The organism is Campylobacter sp. BCW_6877 (assembly GCF_001762445.1).
GTDB lineage: Bacteria > Campylobacterota > Campylobacteria > Campylobacterales > Campylobacteraceae > Campylobacter_D > Campylobacter_D jejuni.
Window position 1 is genome coordinate 40937 of sequence record NZ_MJWW01000035.1, and the last position, 18396, is coordinate 59332.

General features: G+C 29.6%; 16 protein-coding genes. 15 read left to right on the forward strand and 1 reads right to left on the reverse strand.

The window, feature by feature from the left end:
• Positions 1 to 41: 41 nt before the first annotated feature.
• Entirely contained in the window at positions 42 to 545 is a 504-nt protein-coding gene (gene ctf / locus AJ936_RS03945; protein WP_002852256.1) for a non-heme ferritin, read from the reverse strand.
• Between the two features lie 180 nt (positions 546 to 725).
• Here ctf and AJ936_RS03950 point away from each other — a divergent pair, with 180 nt between their 5' ends.
• From AJ936_RS03950 to AJ936_RS04020, 15 genes are all read left to right on the forward strand, one after another.
• Complete coding sequence (locus tag AJ936_RS03950) at positions 726 to 1721, forward strand: substrate-binding domain-containing protein (protein WP_070274095.1); 996 nt, start codon at positions 726 to 728, stop codon at positions 1719 to 1721.
• A 9-nt stretch (positions 1722 to 1730) separates the two neighbouring features.
• Positions 1731 to 2645, forward strand: a complete 915-nt coding sequence (gene pstC, locus AJ936_RS03955) for a phosphate ABC transporter permease subunit PstC (RefSeq protein ID WP_053872560.1) — start codon at positions 1731 to 1733, stop codon at positions 2643 to 2645.
• Entirely contained in the window at positions 2642 to 3730 is a 1089-nt protein-coding gene (gene pstA / locus AJ936_RS03960; RefSeq protein WP_070209861.1) for a phosphate ABC transporter permease PstA, read from the forward strand. Before pstC ends, pstA begins: the two co-directional genes overlap by 4 nt.
• A complete protein-coding gene (pstB, locus tag AJ936_RS03965; RefSeq protein ID WP_002776307.1) occupies positions 3727 to 4467 on the forward strand; it encodes a phosphate ABC transporter ATP-binding protein PstB in 741 nt (246 codons plus the stop codon). The genes pstA and pstB overlap by 4 nt, the downstream gene beginning before the upstream one ends.
• A 78-nt stretch (positions 4468 to 4545) precedes the next feature.
• On the forward strand, positions 4546 to 5862 hold the full coding sequence (locus tag AJ936_RS03970) for an MATE family efflux transporter (protein WP_032603301.1): 1317 nt from the start codon (positions 4546 to 4548) through the stop codon (positions 5860 to 5862).
• Positions 5838 to 6485 carry a M48 family metallopeptidase gene (locus AJ936_RS03975; RefSeq protein WP_070274121.1) on the forward strand — a complete coding sequence of 216 codons (648 nt, stop codon included), beginning with the start codon at positions 5838 to 5840 and terminating at the stop codon, positions 6483 to 6485. Before AJ936_RS03970 ends, AJ936_RS03975 begins: the two co-directional genes overlap by 25 nt.
• A 41-nt stretch (positions 6486 to 6526) precedes the next feature.
• Entirely contained in the window at positions 6527 to 8047 is a 1521-nt protein-coding gene (locus AJ936_RS03980) for a hypothetical protein (protein ID WP_070274096.1), read from the forward strand.
• On the forward strand, positions 8028 to 10217 hold the full coding sequence (gene hypF, locus AJ936_RS03985) for a carbamoyltransferase HypF (protein WP_070274097.1): 2190 nt from the start codon (positions 8028 to 8030) through the stop codon (positions 10215 to 10217). Before AJ936_RS03980 ends, hypF begins: the two co-directional genes overlap by 20 nt.
• Positions 10218 to 10294: 77 nt before the next feature.
• The gene (hypB, locus tag AJ936_RS03990) at positions 10295 to 11038 is read left to right on the forward strand and encodes a hydrogenase nickel incorporation protein HypB (RefSeq protein ID WP_070274098.1); all 744 of its coding nucleotides are present in this window, start codon (positions 10295 to 10297) and stop codon (positions 11036 to 11038) included.
• Positions 11038 to 11319 carry a HypC/HybG/HupF family hydrogenase formation chaperone gene (locus tag AJ936_RS03995; protein WP_002776342.1) on the forward strand — a complete coding sequence of 94 codons (282 nt, stop codon included), beginning with the start codon at positions 11038 to 11040 and terminating at the stop codon, positions 11317 to 11319. Before hypB ends, AJ936_RS03995 begins: the two co-directional genes overlap by 1 nt.
• The gene (hypD, locus tag AJ936_RS04000) at positions 11303 to 12394 is read left to right on the forward strand and encodes a hydrogenase formation protein HypD (protein WP_070274099.1); all 1092 of its coding nucleotides are present in this window, start codon (positions 11303 to 11305) and stop codon (positions 12392 to 12394) included. The genes AJ936_RS03995 and hypD overlap by 17 nt, the downstream gene beginning before the upstream one ends.
• Positions 12391 to 13365 (forward strand): hydrogenase expression/formation protein HypE, encoded by a 975-nt coding sequence (gene hypE, locus AJ936_RS04005; protein WP_070274100.1) that lies wholly within the window; start codon positions 12391 to 12393, stop codon positions 13363 to 13365. Before hypD ends, hypE begins: the two co-directional genes overlap by 4 nt.
• The gene (hypA, locus tag AJ936_RS04010; RefSeq protein ID WP_070274101.1) at positions 13365 to 13709 is read left to right on the forward strand and encodes a hydrogenase maturation nickel metallochaperone HypA; all 345 of its coding nucleotides are present in this window, start codon (positions 13365 to 13367) and stop codon (positions 13707 to 13709) included. The genes hypE and hypA overlap by 1 nt, the downstream gene beginning before the upstream one ends.
• A gap of 94 nt (positions 13710 to 13803) precedes the next feature.
• Entirely contained in the window at positions 13804 to 15831 is a 2028-nt protein-coding gene (locus AJ936_RS04015) for a site-specific DNA-methyltransferase (RefSeq protein ID WP_070274102.1), read from the forward strand.
• Positions 15824 to 18373, forward strand: coding sequence for a DEAD/DEAH box helicase family protein (locus tag AJ936_RS04020; protein ID WP_070274103.1), 2550 nt, complete (start codon positions 15824 to 15826; stop codon positions 18371 to 18373). The genes AJ936_RS04015 and AJ936_RS04020 overlap by 8 nt, the downstream gene beginning before the upstream one ends.
• Positions 18374 to 18396 lie beyond the last annotated feature (23 nt).

The following is an 18396-nucleotide window of genomic DNA, read 5'->3' on the forward strand; positions in this document are numbered from 1 at the left end:
CCTTCAATCCAAAGCGAGATTTGCCCATAGTAGGGCAAAGATTATTTTTTTCTGCTTAATGCAATATTTTTGATGTATTGATCAGCTAAATAAAGTCCATTTCCGTGTTCTCCGATTAATTTAATCTTGTCAACTATACCACGGAAAAGTGCTTCTTCTTCGTGTTGTTCGCTTACATACCATTGTAAGAAATTAAAAGTAGAATAGTCTTTATGTGTTAGCATGTGTTCAACTAAAGTATTGATTGATTTTGTGATAAATTGCTCATGTTCATAGGTTTTTTCAAAAACATCAAGCAAGGATTTGAAATTTTGTTCAGGCTGTTTTACTTCTTGAAGCTCTACATGAGAATCTGTTTCATTAAGATAAGTGATAAGCTTTTTGGCATGATCGCTTTCTTCGCTTGCATGTGCAAACAAGAAGGCTCCAGCTCCATCAAGACTGTTTTCATAGCACCAAGAGCTCATACTAAGATATAAGTTCGCTGCATACATTTCTTTGTTTATTTGTTCATTGAGTAATTTTACAACTTCTTTAGAAAGCATTCTTATCTCCTTATTAAAATTTAAAATGTTTTATAATGATATATTATTTTTTTAAAAACAAGCTAAATTTTTTGATAGTTAAAAATTATATTTAAGAAAAATGCAAAATAAAAAATGTTTCCAAAATGTTTCCAAGTTTTTTTAAACTTCCATTACTTTTTTTAAAGTTAAGGAGAAAAAATGAAAAAAATTCTATCTTTAAGTGTGGCAAGTTTTGCGCTTTGTGGTGCTTTAAATGCAGCAGATTTAAAAATCGCAGGTTCATCGACTGTGTATCCTTTTACTTCTTTTGTAGCTGAAGAATACGCTTCGATTAAAAATACAAAAACTCCTATAGTAGAGAGCTTGGGAACAGGGGGTGGATTTAAGGTATTTTGCGAAGGAACTACTGATATTTCTAATGCTTCAAGACCTATGAAATTAAGTGAATTTGAAACTTGCAAAAAAGCAGGAGTAACTGATATAGTAGGGATTATGATAGGTTATGATGGTATAGTTTTAGCTCAAAATAAAACCAATGCTCCATTAAATATCACAAAAAAAGAACTTTTCTTAGCATTGGCAAAAGAAATTCCACAAAATGGAAAACTTATACCAAATCCTTATACAAACTGGAATCAAATCAATAAAAATTTACCAAATCGTAAAATTAGTGTTTATGGTCCACCATCAAGTTCAGGAACAAGAGATACTATAGAAGAGCTTGTTATGAGTGATGTGTCTAAAAAAATTCCTGAGTATAAAGGCGAGTATAAAACTTTGCGTCAAGATGGTGCTTATATCCCAAGCGGTGAAAATGATAATCTAATCGTTTCAAAACTTACTATTGATAAAGATGCTTTTGGAATTTTTGGTTATAGCTTTTTAGTGAGCAACTCAGATAAAATCAATGTCGCTACTATCGATGGTGTTACACCAAGTGAAGAAAATATTGCAGATGAAAAATACGAACTTGCAAGAAGCTTGTTTATTTATATCAATGCTAAGAAAAATCCAAAAGAAGCCTTTGATTTTGCAAAAATTTACATGAGTGATGATTTGGCAAAAAGTGGCGGAGAACTTGAAAAAATAGGACTTGTTCCTTTAAGCGATGATAAATTAAAAGCTTCTCAAAAACATATAGAAGATAGAAAAATTTTAAATGATGAGCTTGTAAAAGCTGGAAAAGTTTTTTAAGGAAAAACTTTGCTAAAAGAAAAAATAATCAAATTTGCACTTTTTTTATGTGCTTTTGTAAGCGTGATAGTAAGCTTTGCTATCATGCTTACAATTTTAATTGAAGCTTTAAAATTCTTTCAAAAAGAAAGTGTTGCTACCTTTTTATTCTCAAGTCAGTGGGCAGCTGATGCAGCTTTTATGAATGCAGATGGCACGAGCAAACAAGGTGTTTTTGGAGCGCTATCGCTTTTTTGGGGAACTTTTTATATTTCATTGATTGCTATGCTAACGGCTTTACCTTTAGGGGTTATGTGTGCTATATATTTAGGTGTTTTTGCTGGCAAAAAATCTAAAAATTACTTAAAACCTATTTTAGAAATCATTGCAGGGATTCCTACTGTTGTTTTTGGATTTTTTGCAGCTATAGTCGTAGCGCCTTTTATAGTGTGGTTTTTTTCTTTATTTGGCATACAAGCAAGTTTTCAAAGTGCTTTAGGCGCAGGTTTTATCATGGGGATCATGATAGTGCCTATAGTGGCTTCGTTATCTCAAGATTGCATTGAAGCAGTAAGCGAGAAAAGGATTAATGGCGCTTATGCTTTAGGTATGACAAAAAAAGAAGTGGTTTTTGCTGTGATTTTACCTGAGGCTATTCCTGGTATAGTTGCAGCTTGTCTTTTAGGACTTTCAAGAGCCTTAGGCGAAACTATGATAGTGGTAATGGCAGCTTCTTTGCGTCCAAATTTAACGATGAATTTTTTAGAAGATATGACAACAGTAACGGTAAAAATCGTAGAAGCTTTAAGCGGAGATCAAGCTTTTGATAGTTCTTTAGCTTTGAGTGCTTTTTCTTTAGGTTTGGTGCTTTTTATCATCACTTTAATCATCAATATGTTTAGCGTTTATCTCATCAATCGCTTTCACAAAAGGAAAAATTTATGAAAAAACTTTTTAAAAAAAGACAAAAAGCTTCAAAGTCTTTTAAAAGACTTTGTAAAATGGGGCTTTATATTAATTTAATTTTTCTTTGTATCTTTTTAGGAAGTGTGGGTTATCTTGGAATTGGAGCTTTTAAGCAAACTTATATTTTTGTAGAGGCTAATAGAAATTCTCCTGTTTATGATCTTTTATCTCGTGCTGAGCAAAGAAAAATAAGAACAGGGCAAATCACTGAAAAAACTTGGCTTTTGGCAAATTCAGAAGTGGATCAATATATGAAGCAAAAATATAATCGCCTTAGTGAAAAACAAAGAACTTTAGTCGATGATCTTGTGCAAAAAGGCGATATAGAGCTTAAATTTAATAGCAATTTCTTTTTAAATGGGGACTCAAAATCTCCTGAAAATTCAGGAATTTTATCTTCAGTTGTAGGGACTTTGCTTGTTATGCTTGTTTGTATGGTTGTGAGTGTTCCTATAGGCGTTGCAGCAGCAATTTATTTAGAAGAATTTGCACCGCAAAATTTATTTACACATTTTATAGAAGTGTGTATTAACAACCTTGCAAGTATTCCAAGTATCTTGTTTGGACTTTTAGGACTTGGAGTGTTTATCAATCTTTTTGGAATGCCTCGATCAAGTGCTTTAGTGGGTGGGCTTACTTTGGCGATCATGAGTTTACCTATTATCATTGTTTCAACCAAAGCGGCTTTAAAAAGTGTGGACATTAACATGAAAAATGCTGCTTATGCCTTAGGTATGACAAAGGTTCAAATGGTAAAAGGTATTATGTTGCCTTTGGCTATGCCTATGATTTTAACAGGTTCTATTTTGACTTTAGCTGGGGCTATAGGCGAGACTGCACCTTTGATGATTATCGGTATGATAGCATTTATCCCTGATGTAGCTAGTTCTATTTTTGATCCAACTAGCGTTTTGCCTGCTCAAATTTACTCATGGTCAGCTATGCCAGAGCGTGCATTTTTAGAAAGAACAGCAGCGGGTATTATTGTGCTTTTAGGACTTTTAGTCGTGTTAAATCTTAGTGCGATATTATTAAGAAAATATTTTCAAGGAAAATTAAAGTGATAGCAAAAACAACAAATTTAAATTTATTTTATGGAAAAAAACAAGCTTTATTTGATATCAATATGCAAATAGAACAAAACAAAATTACCGCACTCATCGGTGCTTCAGGATGCGGTAAATCCACTTTTTTGCGTTGTTTTAACAGAATGAATGATAAAATCGCAAAAATCGATGGTTTGGTAGAAATTGAAGGAAAAGATGTTAAAAATCAAGATGTAGTAGCTTTGCGTAAAAATGTAGGCATGGTTTTTCAACAACCTAATGTTTTTGTAAAAAGCATTTATGAAAATATCTCTTATGCACCAAAACTTCATGGTATGATTAAAAATAAAGATGAAGAAGAAGCTTTGGTGGTGGATTGTTTGCAAAAAGTAGGACTTTTTGAAGAGGTTAAAGATAAATTAAAGCAAAATGCTCTAGCTCTTTCAGGCGGACAACAACAACGCCTTTGTATCGCAAGAGCTTTAGCAATAAAACCTAAGCTCTTGCTTTTAGATGAGCCAACTTCCGCACTTGATCCTATTAGCTCAGGTGTTATAGAAGAGCTTTTAAAAGAATTAAGTCATAATCTTTCTATGATTATGGTAACGCATAACATGCAACAAGGCAAACGCGTGGCTGATTATACTGCATTTTTTCACCTTGGAGAGCTTATAGAATTTGGTGAAAGTAAAGAATTTTTTGAAAATCCAAAACAAGAAAAAACCAAGGCTTATCTAAGCGGTGCTTTTGGATAATAAAGCCGCTTTTTAGCGGTTTTTTATTTTAAGAAAAATTTGTTAAAATTTGCCTTTTATCTTTGTAAGGCATTAATTATGGCAAAAAAACAACTCTCTTTAACAAGGCTTAGTTTTCCTATATTTTGGGACTTGCTTTCTAAGTATTTAACCGTGATTATCAATACCGCTATGGTGTCGCATTATTCTAATTTTCTTGTCGGTGCTATGGGGGCTGGAAATCAAATTTTAGATCTTTTTATCACTATTTTTTCATTTTTAAGTGTGGGTTGTAGTGTGGTGATAGCTCAGGCTATTGGTGCAAAAGATCATGTTTTAGCAAGAAAAGTGATTCATCAAAGTTTGTTTTTAAATGCACTTTTAGGCTTTGTGTGTGGCGCGCTTATTTTATGGCATGGGAAGTATTTGCTTTATCTTTTAAAAATCCCACAAGAATTGCTCAAAGATAGTGAAATTTACTTGCATATGCTTGCAATTTGTTTGTTTTTTGATGCCATAGGAATTGTTTTAGCTGCTATTGTAAGGGTTTATAATATGGCTTATTGGGTCATGCTTATAGGCTTTTTGATGGATATAGTGGTGATTTGTGGAAATTATTATGTTTTGCATCATACAAAATCAGAACTTTTTGGAGTGGGGCTTAGTAATATTTTTGCTCGTATTGTTGCTATAGTGGCTTTACTTGTGATACTTTTTTATAAACTTAAAATTCATCTTAAAATCAAAGAAATGATAAAACTTGAAAAAGAGGTATTAAAAAAGGTTTTAAATATAGGTGGATTTTCAGCAGGGGAAAATCTTTTGTGGATAGTCCAATACACTATAGCTTTTGCTTTTGTAGCAAGCTTAGGCGAAGCAAGTTTGAGTGTGCAAACGATTTATTTTCAAATTTCAATGCTTATCATGCTTATAGGACAAGCTACAAGCATAGCTAATGAAATCATAGTAGGTAAATTAGTCGGTGCTAGATATGAAAATATCGCTTATAAACATGCTTGGCGTGCTTTGTATTTTAGTGTGGTGGCAAGTGCTTTAGTGGCACTTTTGAATTATCTTTGCCAAGATTTTACTATGCAAATTTTAGGACTTAAAGAAGAGTTAAAAAATTTAATGATACCTTTATTTGCCCTTTCAATCTTTCTTGAAATTTCACGAACTTTCAATATAGTCATGGTTAATTCCTTACGTGCAAGTGGCGATGCTAAGTTTCCATTTTTTAGCGGACTTGTTTTTATGATGGGAGTATCTTTGCCTGTGGGTTATGTGCTTTGTTTTCATTTTAATCTTGGAATTTTAGGGGTTTGGATAGGATTTTGTGCGGATGAGTTTTTGCGTGGAATGGTAAATTCATACAGATGGAAAAGCAAAAAATGGCAAGGCAAAGCTCTAGTTTAAAATCATTTACTTATAAAGATGAGTGTTATTTTTATTCTAAAAAACGCATAAAAACTTTAAGATTAAGGCTAAATGAAAGGGGTGAATTTGTTCTTAGCATTCCTTATTTTTGCACTTTTAAAAGTGTTTATGAGTTTTTAGATAAATCAAGTTCTTGGATAAATGAGGCAAAAAAAAGATTTGAAAAAAAAGTTTTAAAAGATGATGAATTAATCTTTTTAGCTAAAAAATATAAAATTATATTTGATGAAAATGCTAAAAAAACTTATTTTGATAAAGATAAAATTCTTTGTCAAAATAAAGCAAAATTAGATTTATTTTTAAGACAAAATGCCAAAAAGATTTTTACTTTTTATCTTAAAAAATGGAGCCAAAAAACAGGTTTATTTTACACGCATTTAAGCATTAAAAATATGAAAACGCGTTGGGGTTCATGTAATCACAATAAAGCTTATATTAACTTAAATTTAAAACTCATTCAAAAGAGTTTAAGGGCTATTGAATATGTGATTTTGCATGAAATAAGCCACTTAAAATTCCCCAATCACAGCAAAGAATTTTACGCTTTTATGGAGCATTTTATGAGCGATTTTAGACAAAGAGAGAAAGAATTTTTAAGTTAAAAATGTTATATTTATAGTTTATTTTTCAAAAAAGGCATAATATGACTTTGAATTTTGATTTTATTTATAATGCAGATAATAATATTTTTGAATATTTATTGCGTTTTTATGCGAAAAATTATAACTACACCCTTAGCAAAGAAGAAAATATTTATCATTTTTCTATTGATGCAGATGAAGAAAATTTAAAGACTTTTTGTGATTCTTTAAATTTCATGAGTCATAGTGTTTTTTTGAAAAAATTTGATGTAAAAGCGGGGCAGGATTTTAACCCTTGTATGCCAGAGGATAAAGAATTTTCAAGATTTTCTTATATTACTCATTTAAATTCTAATGCCTATCAAGAAAAAAAACTTTTAAACAAAAACGAGTGGGGCGTGTTTTGTGAGTGTGAATTTTCAAGCAATTTATCAGAATTTGAAAAAATCAATGAAGAAAATTTCAATACTTTTTTAAATCTTGCCTTTGATTTGTTAAGTCAAGAAAAAAAGATTTATTTAAAAGATAAAAATGGCATTTATGAATTTTCTTTGTTTAAGAACGAATTTATAGGAGATTTTTTACTTCCTTGTGATATTAAGGCTATAAATTCAGTTTTTGTTTGTTCAAATGAAAATTTAAAACTTCTTGCAAGTTTAGAAAAACCTTTGATGAAGCTAAGACTTAATGCCATGTTTAGAAAAAATCACAATCTTGATTTTAATGATTTTAAAATCAGACTTGCTAGAGATTTGTTTTGCTTTGCTTTAGGTTTAAAACTTTTTGAAAATGAATATAAATTTTTAAGCGTAAAAAAAATAGAAGAATATCAAAAAGATTTTTATATCAGTGTTTTAGATGAGCAAGTGGTGGTTTTGGAAGGCTTTGAATTTATCAATGCTAAGGCAAGAGAGCTTATTTTTTCTAAAGAAGATAAAAATATGGCAAGAATTTCTTATCTTGTAAGCCGTTATAAAGAAAAAGCTTTTATTTTAGAGCTTAGCAAAGATGATGAAGATATTTTGCTTATTAACAAAGAGCTTAATTTGCTTAAACTTTCTTTACCAAAACACAGCAAAGAACTTTATGAAGAGATTAAAAAAGATGAAATTGGTGCAAGACTTTTAGAAAATTTTAGCAAGGAATTTCCTCTTTTAGATGAAAATTTTGAGCTTCAAAACAATTTTTATTCCTTGCTTGGCTTGGTAGGCAGAGTGCTAAATTTGGGTAAAAATTTACAAGAGAGTGCTAGTGAGCTTTTAAAAATTACTGATGAGTCAAAAATGCCTCGTGGAGTAAAGATTGATTATCGATTGAAAGAAGATAAAAGTTTTGATTATACAAGAACTTTAAGATCTACTATGAGTTTTATGTTAGCAGGTGTAGATAATACTAATATCGCTTATGGAGCAGTTGAGAGTTTGGCTTATTTCTTGCGTGATACTTATGATGAATTAAGAGAGAAAAAGCAAAGTGATTTAGCGCTTATAAGTGGATCTTTGTTTGAACATAAATCTTTACTTAAAAATACCTTAAAACATCTTAAAAATTGTCAGTTAAGCGATGTGCCACTTAGGATATAAGATCAAAATTTCAGGTCTAGTTCAAGGGGTGGGTTTTCGCCCTTTAGTTTATGAACTAGCTTTGAAATCAAAGCTTTTTGGAGAGGTAAGAAATGATGGTTTTGGGGTAGAAATCATCCTTGCTTGTACTCAAAAAAAATGTGAAAATTTCATAGAAAATTTAAAAAATCATCTCCCACCTTTAGCAAGAATAGACAAGCTTATAATCACGCAAATTTCTATTTCAAACTATGAAAATTTTAACATCACTCCTTCTTTAAAGAACACAAAAAGCACACCTATGTTAAGTGATTTTGCGCTTTGTAAGGAATGTAAAAAAGAATTTTTTGATGAAAAAAATCCACGCTTTTTATATCCTTTTATCACTTGCACACATTGTGGGCCACGCTTTAGTATTATAAAAAGTCTTCCTTATGATAGAGCCCATACTTCCATGCAAGAATTATTGATGTGTGAGTTTTGCAAAAGCGAATACGAAGATCCTAAAAATAGGCGTTTTCATGCCCAGCCTATTAGTTGTCCTAAGTGTAAAATCAATGTTTTTCTTAAAAATTCAAAGGGTGAAATTTTAGCCAAAGATCAAGAAGCTTTTATACAAAGTTCGAAGTTTTTAAAGGAAGGTAAAATTTTAGCCATTAAAGGCATGGGCGGTTTTCATCTCATGTGTGATGCTTTTAATGAAGAAGCTTTAAAAACTCTAAGACTTAGAAAAAATCGCCCCAAAAAACCCTTTGCTTTGATGTGTAAAGATTTACAAAGTGCTAAAGAACTTGCCTTTATAGATGAAAAAGAAGAATCTTTGCTTGGTGGGGTTTTAGCTCCTATTGTGATTTTAAAGGCAAAAAAAGCCTTTTCTTTAATCGCACCTGATGTTGATAAAATCGGTATTATGCTAGCTTATACGCCTTTACATCTTTTGCTTTTTGAGTATTTTAAAGGAAGTCTTGTGGCAACGAGTGCGAATTTAAGCGGAGAAAGTATCATTAAAGATGAGTTTAATTTGTGTCAAAAACTTGATAAAGTTTTTGATTTTTATTTGGATTATGATAGAGAAATTATCAACGCAAGTGATGATAGCATAGCTCAAGTGGTAAATGGTAAAACTATGTTTTTGCGTACTTCAAGGGGTTTAAATCCTTTTTATTTGGAAAGAAATTTTAATAAAAAAGGCACTTTTTTAGCTTTGGGCGCGGAGCTTAAAAATGAATTTGTGATTTTTTATGAAAATAAACTTTTAATTTCTCCTTATATAGGGGATTTGAAAAGTCTTGATGTGCATGAGAGATTTTTTAAACTTTTAGAATTTTTTAAACAAAATTATGATTTGAAATTTGATGCGATTTTGTGCGATAAACACCCGCATTTTAGCTATGCAAAAGAATTTGAAGAAAGGATTAAAATTTCTCATCATTATGCGCATTTTTGTGCGGCTTATTTTGAATACGAAGAAAATTTTGTAAAAGATGAAAAGGCTTTAGCTTTTATTTGTGATGGAACAGGTTATGGCGAAGATGGCAAAATTTGGGGTGGAGAAGTTTTTGTAGGAAATTTAAAAGAATATGAAAGAATTGCACATTTTGAAAATTTCACTCTTATAAATAGTGATATTAAAAATATACAAAATTTAGCTCTAAGTCTTATTTTTCATTATGATTTAGAAGATAAGGCTAAGGAGTTTTTAGCAAAAATTCCAAAAATTAAACTTGAAAATCTTAAAAAAATTTATTCACATTCTAACTTACAAACAAGTTCCTTAGGACGCATTATCGATGCTTTTGGAAGTATTGTTTTTAACTTAGAAAAAAGCTCTTATGAGGCTCAAGTTGGCTTGATGTGTGAAGCTTTTTATGATAAAAATCTTGATTTTTCTTATAAGCTTTTTGTAGAAAAAGGGCAGGTTAATTTTAAAAATTTAATTTTAGGGGCTTTGCAAGATGAAAAAACTAAAGCAATTACAGGTATGTTTAATGCCTTGGCAAATTTTATCATAGATTTTAGCAAAGATTATGATTTAAAAGTGCTTTTAAGTGGAGGAGTTTTTCAAAACAAAACCTTGCTTGAAATTTTAAAAGCTAAAAATTTTGATTTTTTTGTACCTTTAAAATACCCTTGCAATGATAGCTCCATAGCTTTAGGGCAAATGGTACATTTTTTAAATTTAGAAAAATAAAGCAAATATTCTAAAAACTCATAATTTTTTAATGCTTTTAAGGTTAAAATGAAACAAAAAATATAAAAGGAAAGAAAATGTGTAAAGATTGCGGCTGTTCTATAAATTCAAGCCATACGCACGATCATCATCACGATCACCACCATGAAAATCCAAGCTTAAAAGAGAGTAAAACCATAGAAGTGATTTCTAAAATTTTAAGCAAAAACGACGAAGAAGCTAAGCACAATAGAGCGCATTTTAATGAAGCTAACACGCTTTGTATTAATTTAATGAGTTCTCCAGGTAGTGGAAAAACCACGCTTTTAGAAAGTACGATCAAGGCTTTGAAAAATGAGCTTAAAATCGCTGTGATTGAAGGGGATTTAGAAACCAATAATGACGCTCTAAGAGTAAAAAATGCCGGAGCTTTGGCATATCAAATCACTACAGGGCAAAGCTGCCATTTGGATGCTTTTATGGTGCATGAGGCTTTGCATCATTTGGCAATTGATGATGTGGATTTGCTTTTTATAGAAAATGTTGGAAATTTAGTTTGTCCTGCAAGCTATGATTTAGGAGAGCATTTAAATGTAGTTTTGCTTTCGGTAACCGAAGGAAGTGATAAACCGCAAAAATATCCTGTGATATTCAAAAAGGCTGATATAGTTTTAATCACAAAGGCAGATTTGGCTCATCATTTTGATTTTGATGTTAAAGAGGCGACTAGGTTGATTAAAGAATTAAATCCTAGAGCAGATATTATCACTCTTGATGCAAAAAATGGCACCAATATGGAGCTTTGGTATAAGGTGCTTAAACTTAAAAAGGAGCTTTTTTAATGTGTTTATCCATACCTTCTGAAATTTTAGAAATCGATGAGTTAAACAATGCTTTAGTGCAAACTTTAGGTGTGAAAAGAAAAGTTAATTTGGATTTGATTGATGAGCCTTTAAAACAAGGCGATTATGTCTTAATCCATGTAGGAGTTGCTATGGAAAAAATCGACAAAGAAGCTGCACTAGAAAGCATTAAAACCTATCAAGAAATAGTAGAAAAAATGAATAGCGGAGAGATAAAAAGCGATGAGGGAGATTTGGGTTTAAATGAATTTCATCGATGAATTTAGAGATAAAGAAAGTATTTTAGCTTTAAAAAAACTCATAGAACAAGAACTTAAAAATCCTATTAATATCATGGAAATTTGCGGTGGGCATACACATAGTATTATGAAATATGCCCTGCCTTCTATTTTGCCAAAGGAGATTAACTTTATCCATGGACCAGGATGTCCTGTTTGTGTTATGCCAAGAGTTCGCATTGATATAGCCATTAAACTAGCCTCTATGAAAGATACGATTTTTTGTACTTTAGGAGATCTTTTAAGGGTGCCTGGAAGTGAAATTTCTCTGCTTGATTTAAGAGCTAAAGGGGCTGATGTTAGAGCACTTTATTCTCCGCTTGAGGTTTTAGAAATCGCTAAGCAAAATTTAAATAAAAATATCATCTTTTTTGCTATAGGCTTTGAAACCACTACGCCTATGAGTGCTTTACTTCTTCAAAAGGTTATAGAAGAGAAAATAAATAATGTCTTTTTTCATATCAATCATATCACAGTTCCAGCACCTATAGAAGCGATTATGAATGATGAAAATGTAAAAATCAATGCTTTTTTAGGCCCTTCTCATGTGAGTGTGATTACAGGTTATGGTATTTATGAGCCTTTAGCAGCAAAGTTTAAAACCCCTATAGCAGTGAGTGGTTTTGAGCCAGTTGATATTTTAGAGAGTGTGTTAAATATTATAAAACAAAGCAATGAAGGCACTTTTAAAGTGTACAATCAATACAAAAGAGCCGTAAGCAAAGAAGGCAATATTAAAGCGCAAAATTTGGTAAAAAAATACTTTAGAGTGTGTGATTTTGAATTTCGTGGCTTAGGACTTATTAAAGATGGAGGTTTGGAGCTAAAAGAAGAATTTAGCGCCTATGATGCAAGTAAAAAATTTGATTGTGCGGTGCAAAGTAAAAATGAAAGCAAAGCCTGTATTTGCGGACAAATTTTAAGAGGTTTGGCCAAGCCTTATGATTGTAAAGTTTTTGGTAAGGCTTGCACGCCAAGAAGTCCTATAGGAAGTTGCATGGTTTCTGGTGAGGGTGCTTGTGCGGCGTATTATAAATACTCAAAGGTGAATGTATGAAAAATATTTCCTTAGCTCACGGAGGTGGTGGAGAAGAGATGAATGAGCTTTTAACTAAGCTTTTTAAGATCTTTGATAATGAAATTTTAAACGCAAATAATGATGCGGCGATTTTAGGAAATTTGGCTTTAAGCACGGATTCTTTTGTTTTAAGTCCGATTTTTTTAGATGAAGAGGTTAATATAGGCAAACTTTGTGTTTGTGGTTCTATTAACGATGTTTTGATGGTAGGTGCTAAGCCAAAATATCTAAGCTTAGGACTTATCTTAGAAGAAGGTTTTGAGCTAGAAAAACTAGAACGCATTTTAAAAAGCATTAAAGAAGAATGTGAAAAATGTGGAGTCATGTTAGTTTGTGGCGATACTAAAGTCGTTCCTAAGGGTAAAGCAGATGAAATTTATATCAACACTACGGCCCTAGGTGAAATTATTTCTAAAAAAGAAAGTAAAAATATCAAAGCAGGGCTTAGCATACTTCTTTCAGGTGATATAGGAAGGCATGGAGCTAGTGTTTTAATCAAAAGAAATGAGCTAGAAGCCGATATTAAAAGCGATTGCAAGGCTTTAGATAAAGAGGTTTTAGAGCTTTTAGAAAATGATATAAAGGTTATAGCTATGAGAGATGCTACTCGCGGGGGGCTTAGTGCGGTTTTAAATGAGTGGGCAAAACAAAGCGGAAATGATCTTTTAATCTTTGAAGAAAAAATCATCGTTCAAGATGAGGTTTTAGGACTTTGCGAGCTTTTTGGTTATGAAGCTTATGAACTTGCAAATGAAGGCACTTTTATACTTTGTGTGGAAAAAGAAGATGAGTTAAAAGCCTTGGAAATTCTAAAAAAATACAATGTAAATGCGAGTATTATAGGAGAAGTTTTAGAAGAGAAAAAAGCACGCGTGATCTTACAAAACGCTTATGGGGCAAAACGCTTTTTAGAAAGCCCTAAAGGCGAACTTTTACCAAGAATTTGCTAATGCACGAATTAAGTATAGTAGAATCTTTAATCGAACTTTGTGAAGAAAATGTCCTAAACAATAAGGCTTGCAATGTGCAAGAAATTTATGTAAAAATCGGGCGTTTAAGCGGTATAGAAGTTGATCTTTTTAAGCGTTGTTTTGAAACTTTTAAAGAAAACTCAAATATTTGTAAAAATGCTAAACTTTTTATAGAACTTGCCCCACTTGAAATTTTATGCTTAAAATGTGATCAAACAAGCATTTTAGAAGAAAATGTTTTTAAGTGTCCTAAATGTGAAAGTATAGAATATAAAATCACACAAGGTGAGGACTTACACCTTATGCGACTTGTGATGGAGTGAGATGATAAATTTAGAAACATTGTTTTTTGTTTGATTTTATATAATTTTTAGTATTATAATAAAATAAAATTTTTAATTTTACAAGGATTAAAATATGTTAAAAGATAAATTATTGCAAGATTTAGAAGAACATTTTGAAACTTTAGGACAAGTTAGAAATTTAGCACAAAATTATGATGAAAGATTGTTTAATTATCTTTTAGAAGAAAGTAAATATAAAGAAGAATTTAAAAATAGATTTTTTATTTTTAATAAAAAAGTTTTGATTTTTAAAATAAATGAATTTTTAACATTTTTAGATCTTAAAAATTTAAGTGGTAGCTTTACAAGCTATGCTAACAAAATAGGACTTGCAAATAAAACAAAATCTCTTTTAAAAATAAATAACGAAGTAGTATTAAATTTTGCTTTTAAAGATGGTGTTATAAAAGGCGGACAAAGTAAAGATGAGCAAAAAACACAAGAGATATTTTTCAATGAAATACTAGCTCATGATGAAATAGATGTGTTATTTGATAAAAAAGCTTTGCAGAATTTTGAACTAATAGGTGAAATAAAAAATTTACAAGAATATTTAAAAAATAATCCAAATTTGCTCATAAGAGGCAATAATTTACTAGTGCTACATTCTTTAAAAAAGCTTTATGCAAATAAAATAAAATTAATCTACATTGATCCACCTTATAATACAGGTAATGATAGTTTTGGTTATAATGACAAATTTAAACACTCTACTTGGCTTACTTTTATGAAAAATCGCCTTGAAATTGCTAGGGAATTTTTAAGAGATGATGGTGTGATTTTTGTGCAATGTGATGATAATGAACAAGCATATTTAAAAGTACTTATGGATGAGATTTTTGGAAGAGATAATTTTGTAAATAGTATAGCTGTTAAATTAAAAAATATTGCAGGAGCAAGTGGAGGAGGAGAAGATAAAAGATTTAAGAAAAATATAGAGTATATTTTAATTTATGGTAAAAGTTATGAAAAATTAGAACAATTTAAATCTGTATATGATTCTAGAGAATTGTATTCTCATATAAGTTTTTGTAAAGAAAATAATATTAGTTGGAAATATACTTCGGCTCTACTCAATGGCGGTGAAAAAAAGTTAATAGCTACAACACTTGATGGTGATGGCAATGAAATTAAAATTTTTGAAAGAATTAATTATGATATAAAATCCATAGGACAAATGATAAAAGATTTTAAAATGAATGAGAAAGAAATTTTTTATCATTATGTAAATAAAATTTTTAGAACCACGATGCCACAAAGTTCAATTAGAGTGAGAGTTCTTGAAAAATTAAAAGAATTAAATTTAAGTCCTTATCTTATATCTATAGAATATACCCCAAAAAGTGGAAGAAATAAAGGTGTTGTATATGAGCAATTTTATAATGGAGAAAAATTAAATTTATTCGCATGGCTAAAAGATGTTGTAGAAATTAAAGATAAGCAAATTTTTAAAAAAGAATTAGCTGGAACTTTATGGGATTTTGCTTTCGCAATGACAAATTTAACAAAAGAAGGGGATACTCAATTTAGCAATGCAAAAAAACCCGAAGCTTTACTTCAAAGAATTATAGAAATTTCTACAAATGAAAACGACATAGTAATGGATTTTTTTGCGGGAAGTGGCACTACTCTAGCCGTTGCTCATAAAATGAAACGCAAATGGATAGGCATAGAACAAATGGATTATATAGAAACTATCACAAAAGAAAGACTCAAAAAAGTCATAGAAGGTGAGCAAGGTGGTATCAGCAAAGCAATAAATTGGCAAGGTGGTGGAAATTTTGTTTATGCTGAGCTTATGCCACTTAATGCAATTTATAAAGAAAAAATACAAAATTTAAATGATGAAAAAGAACTAGATAATATTTATCAAGAGTTAAAAACTAAAGCTTTTTTAGATTATAGAGTAGATATAAATGAAATTTTAAAAGATAAAGAATTTGAAAATTTAGACTTAGAAAGCAAAAAAGAAATTTTAAAACTTGTTTTAGATTCTAATATGGATTATGTTTTATATGGTGATATAAAAGATGAAGATTATGCCTTGTCTAAAGAAATAATAAAGCTTAATAAAATATTTTATGGTGATGAAAATGTTTAATAAAAAACTACACGAGCTTTTACAAGAAGAATTTGGAAAAAGAGGTATAGAGCAAATAGAAATTCCTTTTTACGTAAAAGAGAATTTATCAAAAGAATTAAGAATTTATCAAGAAAAAGCTCTAAAGTATTATTATGCAAATTCTGATAGCATAAAACAAAGACATTTAATGTTTAATATGGCAACAGGAAGTGGAAAAACACTTATAATGGCGGCTTTAATACTAGATTGTTATAACAAAGGATATAGAAATTTTATATTTTTTGTAAATTCTACTTCTATTTTAGAAAAAACTAAAGCAAATTTTGCAAATAAATATTCTAGCAAATATCTTTTTAAAGAAAATATAAATATAGACTCTAAAAATATAGAAATTAATATTATAAATAATTTTTTTGAAAGCAAAAATGAATGCATTAATATATATTTTACAACTATACAAGCTTTATTTTCTCTTTTTAAAAATGAAAGGGAAAATTCTTTAAGCTTTGAAGATTTAAAAGATAAAAAGCTTGTATTTTTAGCTGATGAAGCTCATCATTTAAATAGTGATACTAAAAGCAAAAACGAAAATGAGCTTAAAGAAGGTTGGGAAGCTATTATAAAAAGAGCTTATGAAAGCAATAATGAAAATTTATTGTTTGAATTCAGTGCTACTATTCCGCAAGAATTTAATGTTTTGGAGAAATATCAAGATAAAATTATTTACGAATACACCTTAAGGGAATTTTGCAAAGAGGGATATTCTAAGCGTATATTTTTAGTTAAGTATGATAATGATAGTTTAGAACATAGATTTTTAGGAGCAGTACTTTGTAGTCTTTATAGAGAGTTGTTGGCTCAAAAATATAATATCGTATTAAAGCCTGTTGTTTTATTTAAGAGTGAATCTATAAAAGAATCTATGCAAAATCAAGAAAAATTTATAGATTTTATAGATAATTTAGAAAGCTTGCATATAGAAGATTTTTATAAAAATATAAACAAAGAAAGCGATCTTTTAAATAAAAGCTTAGAGTTTTTTAAAAAAGAATATCAAAATACTTATGCAAAAACTATTGTAAATTTTTTGAAAAATAATTTTAAAACGCTTTATATGTTAAACACAAATGATGATAAAGAGCTAGAAAAAAATCAAATTTTACTTAATAGCTTAGAAGAAAAAGATAATCAAATAAGAGTTATTTTTTGTGTTGATAAACTTAATGAAGGTTGGGATGTTTTAAATCTTTTTGATATAGTTAGGCTTGGAAATAAAAAGGCAAGCAAAACAATAACCACAAAGGAAGCACAACTTATAGGAAGAGGTGCTAGATATTATCCTTTTAAAGGCAATTTATTTGATTTTGATGATGAACTTAAATTTAAAAGAAAGTATGATAGCGATCTTGAAAATGAGTTAAATACTTTAGAAAGATTAACTTATCATACTAGAAACGATGTTGAGTTTATCAAGCAACTCAATGAAAGCATGAATAAAGAAGGATTGTTATTTGAAGAGGAAAAAACACGCATAGATTTAATAGTCAATGAAAAAATAAAAGAGATCGTTGAAAATAATAAAATTTATTATGCCAATAATAAAAGAATCAAAAAGCGTGATTTGAAAAATTTTTACATTACAAGAATTGAGATGGAGCAAAAAATAAAAGGTTTGCAAATTCCTTATTTTTCAAATTCTATAAAAGAAAGTGAGGAGAAATTTGAAGAAATCAAAGAAGAATATGATCTTCAAAAACCATCTGCTCTTAATCATATAGATAATATATATTTTTTAAAAGCTATGAATATATTAGGACTTGATTTTAATAAAATCAATGAAAATTTTACTTTTAAAAGTAAAAAAGATTTTATAGAAAATTGTTTAAAAAACATAGTTGTTTGTTTTTCAAAACGACAAGAATTTAATCAAATAAATAATCTTGAAATAGCCAAATATATTTTAGAAAATTTTAAATCGCTCAAGCAAAACATAAAACAAGAATACGAAGTAAGTGAGTTTATAACTCATGAATTTAATATAGGTAATAAGGTAGTATTTAAAAATAAAGAGAATTTTAAGGAAATGAATTTTGAGTGGCTTTATCACAAAACTTTTTGTTTTGATAGTAATTTAGAAAAAGAATTTTTAAATTTTATAGAAGTGAAAAAAGATGAAATCAATAAAGTGTTTTCTAAATGGTTTGTTATAAGAAATGAAGGCTTTGAAGAATTTAAAATTTACGATAATAGAAAAGATGAAGCAACTTATGCTATGGGATTTGAACCTGATTTTATTTTCTTTGGTAAGAAAAATAAAGATGATGATAATTTTTTAAGTATACAATGTTTTATAGAAACAAAAGGGGAGCATTTAGCAATAGCAAAAGATGCTTGGAAGGAAGAATTCTTAGAGACTTTAAAAGGAAAAATAATAACCACTAAGGATGATAAAAAAATAACTCTTCAATCTTTACCATTTTTTATAAACAAGAACTTTAATATAAATGATAAATTCCTTAGTAGTTTTGATGAATTTGTAAGTTTTCAAGATGAAAGATAAGTAATATTTATTTTTACCAAGCA

Bases quoted from the DNA above. Each gene is read 5' to 3' on its own strand.
- AJ936_RS04020 (WP_070274103.1), top strand. From the start codon at position 15,824: ATGTTTAATAAAAAACTACACGAGCTTTTACAAGAAGAATTTGGAAAA.
- pstA (WP_070209861.1), top strand. From the start codon at position 2,642: ATGAAAAAACTTTTTAAAAAAAGACAAAAAGCTTCAAAGTCTTTTAAA.
- hypB (WP_070274098.1), top strand. From the start codon at position 10,295: ATGTGTAAAGATTGCGGCTGTTCTATAAATTCAAGCCATACGCACGAT.
- hypF (WP_070274097.1), top strand. From the start codon at position 8,028: ATGTGCCACTTAGGATATAAGATCAAAATTTCAGGTCTAGTTCAAGGG.
- ctf (WP_002852256.1), bottom strand. From the start codon at position 545: ATGCTTTCTAAAGAAGTTGTAAAATTACTCAATGAACAAATAAACAAA.
- hypE (WP_070274100.1), top strand. From the start codon at position 12,391: ATGAAAAATATTTCCTTAGCTCACGGAGGTGGTGGAGAAGAGATGAAT.
- AJ936_RS03950 (WP_070274095.1), top strand. From the start codon at position 726: ATGAAAAAAATTCTATCTTTAAGTGTGGCAAGTTTTGCGCTTTGTGGT.
- AJ936_RS03995 (WP_002776342.1), top strand. From the start codon at position 11,038: ATGTGTTTATCCATACCTTCTGAAATTTTAGAAATCGATGAGTTAAAC.
- hypD (WP_070274099.1), top strand. From the start codon at position 11,303: ATGAATTTCATCGATGAATTTAGAGATAAAGAAAGTATTTTAGCTTTA.
- AJ936_RS03980 (WP_070274096.1), top strand. From the start codon at position 6,527: ATGACTTTGAATTTTGATTTTATTTATAATGCAGATAATAATATTTTT.
- AJ936_RS04015 (WP_070274102.1), top strand. From the start codon at position 13,804: ATGTTAAAAGATAAATTATTGCAAGATTTAGAAGAACATTTTGAAACT.
- AJ936_RS03975 (WP_070274121.1), top strand. From the start codon at position 5,838: ATGGCAAGGCAAAGCTCTAGTTTAAAATCATTTACTTATAAAGATGAG.
- hypA (WP_070274101.1), top strand. From the start codon at position 13,365: ATGCACGAATTAAGTATAGTAGAATCTTTAATCGAACTTTGTGAAGAA.
- AJ936_RS03970 (WP_032603301.1), top strand. From the start codon at position 4,546: ATGGCAAAAAAACAACTCTCTTTAACAAGGCTTAGTTTTCCTATATTT.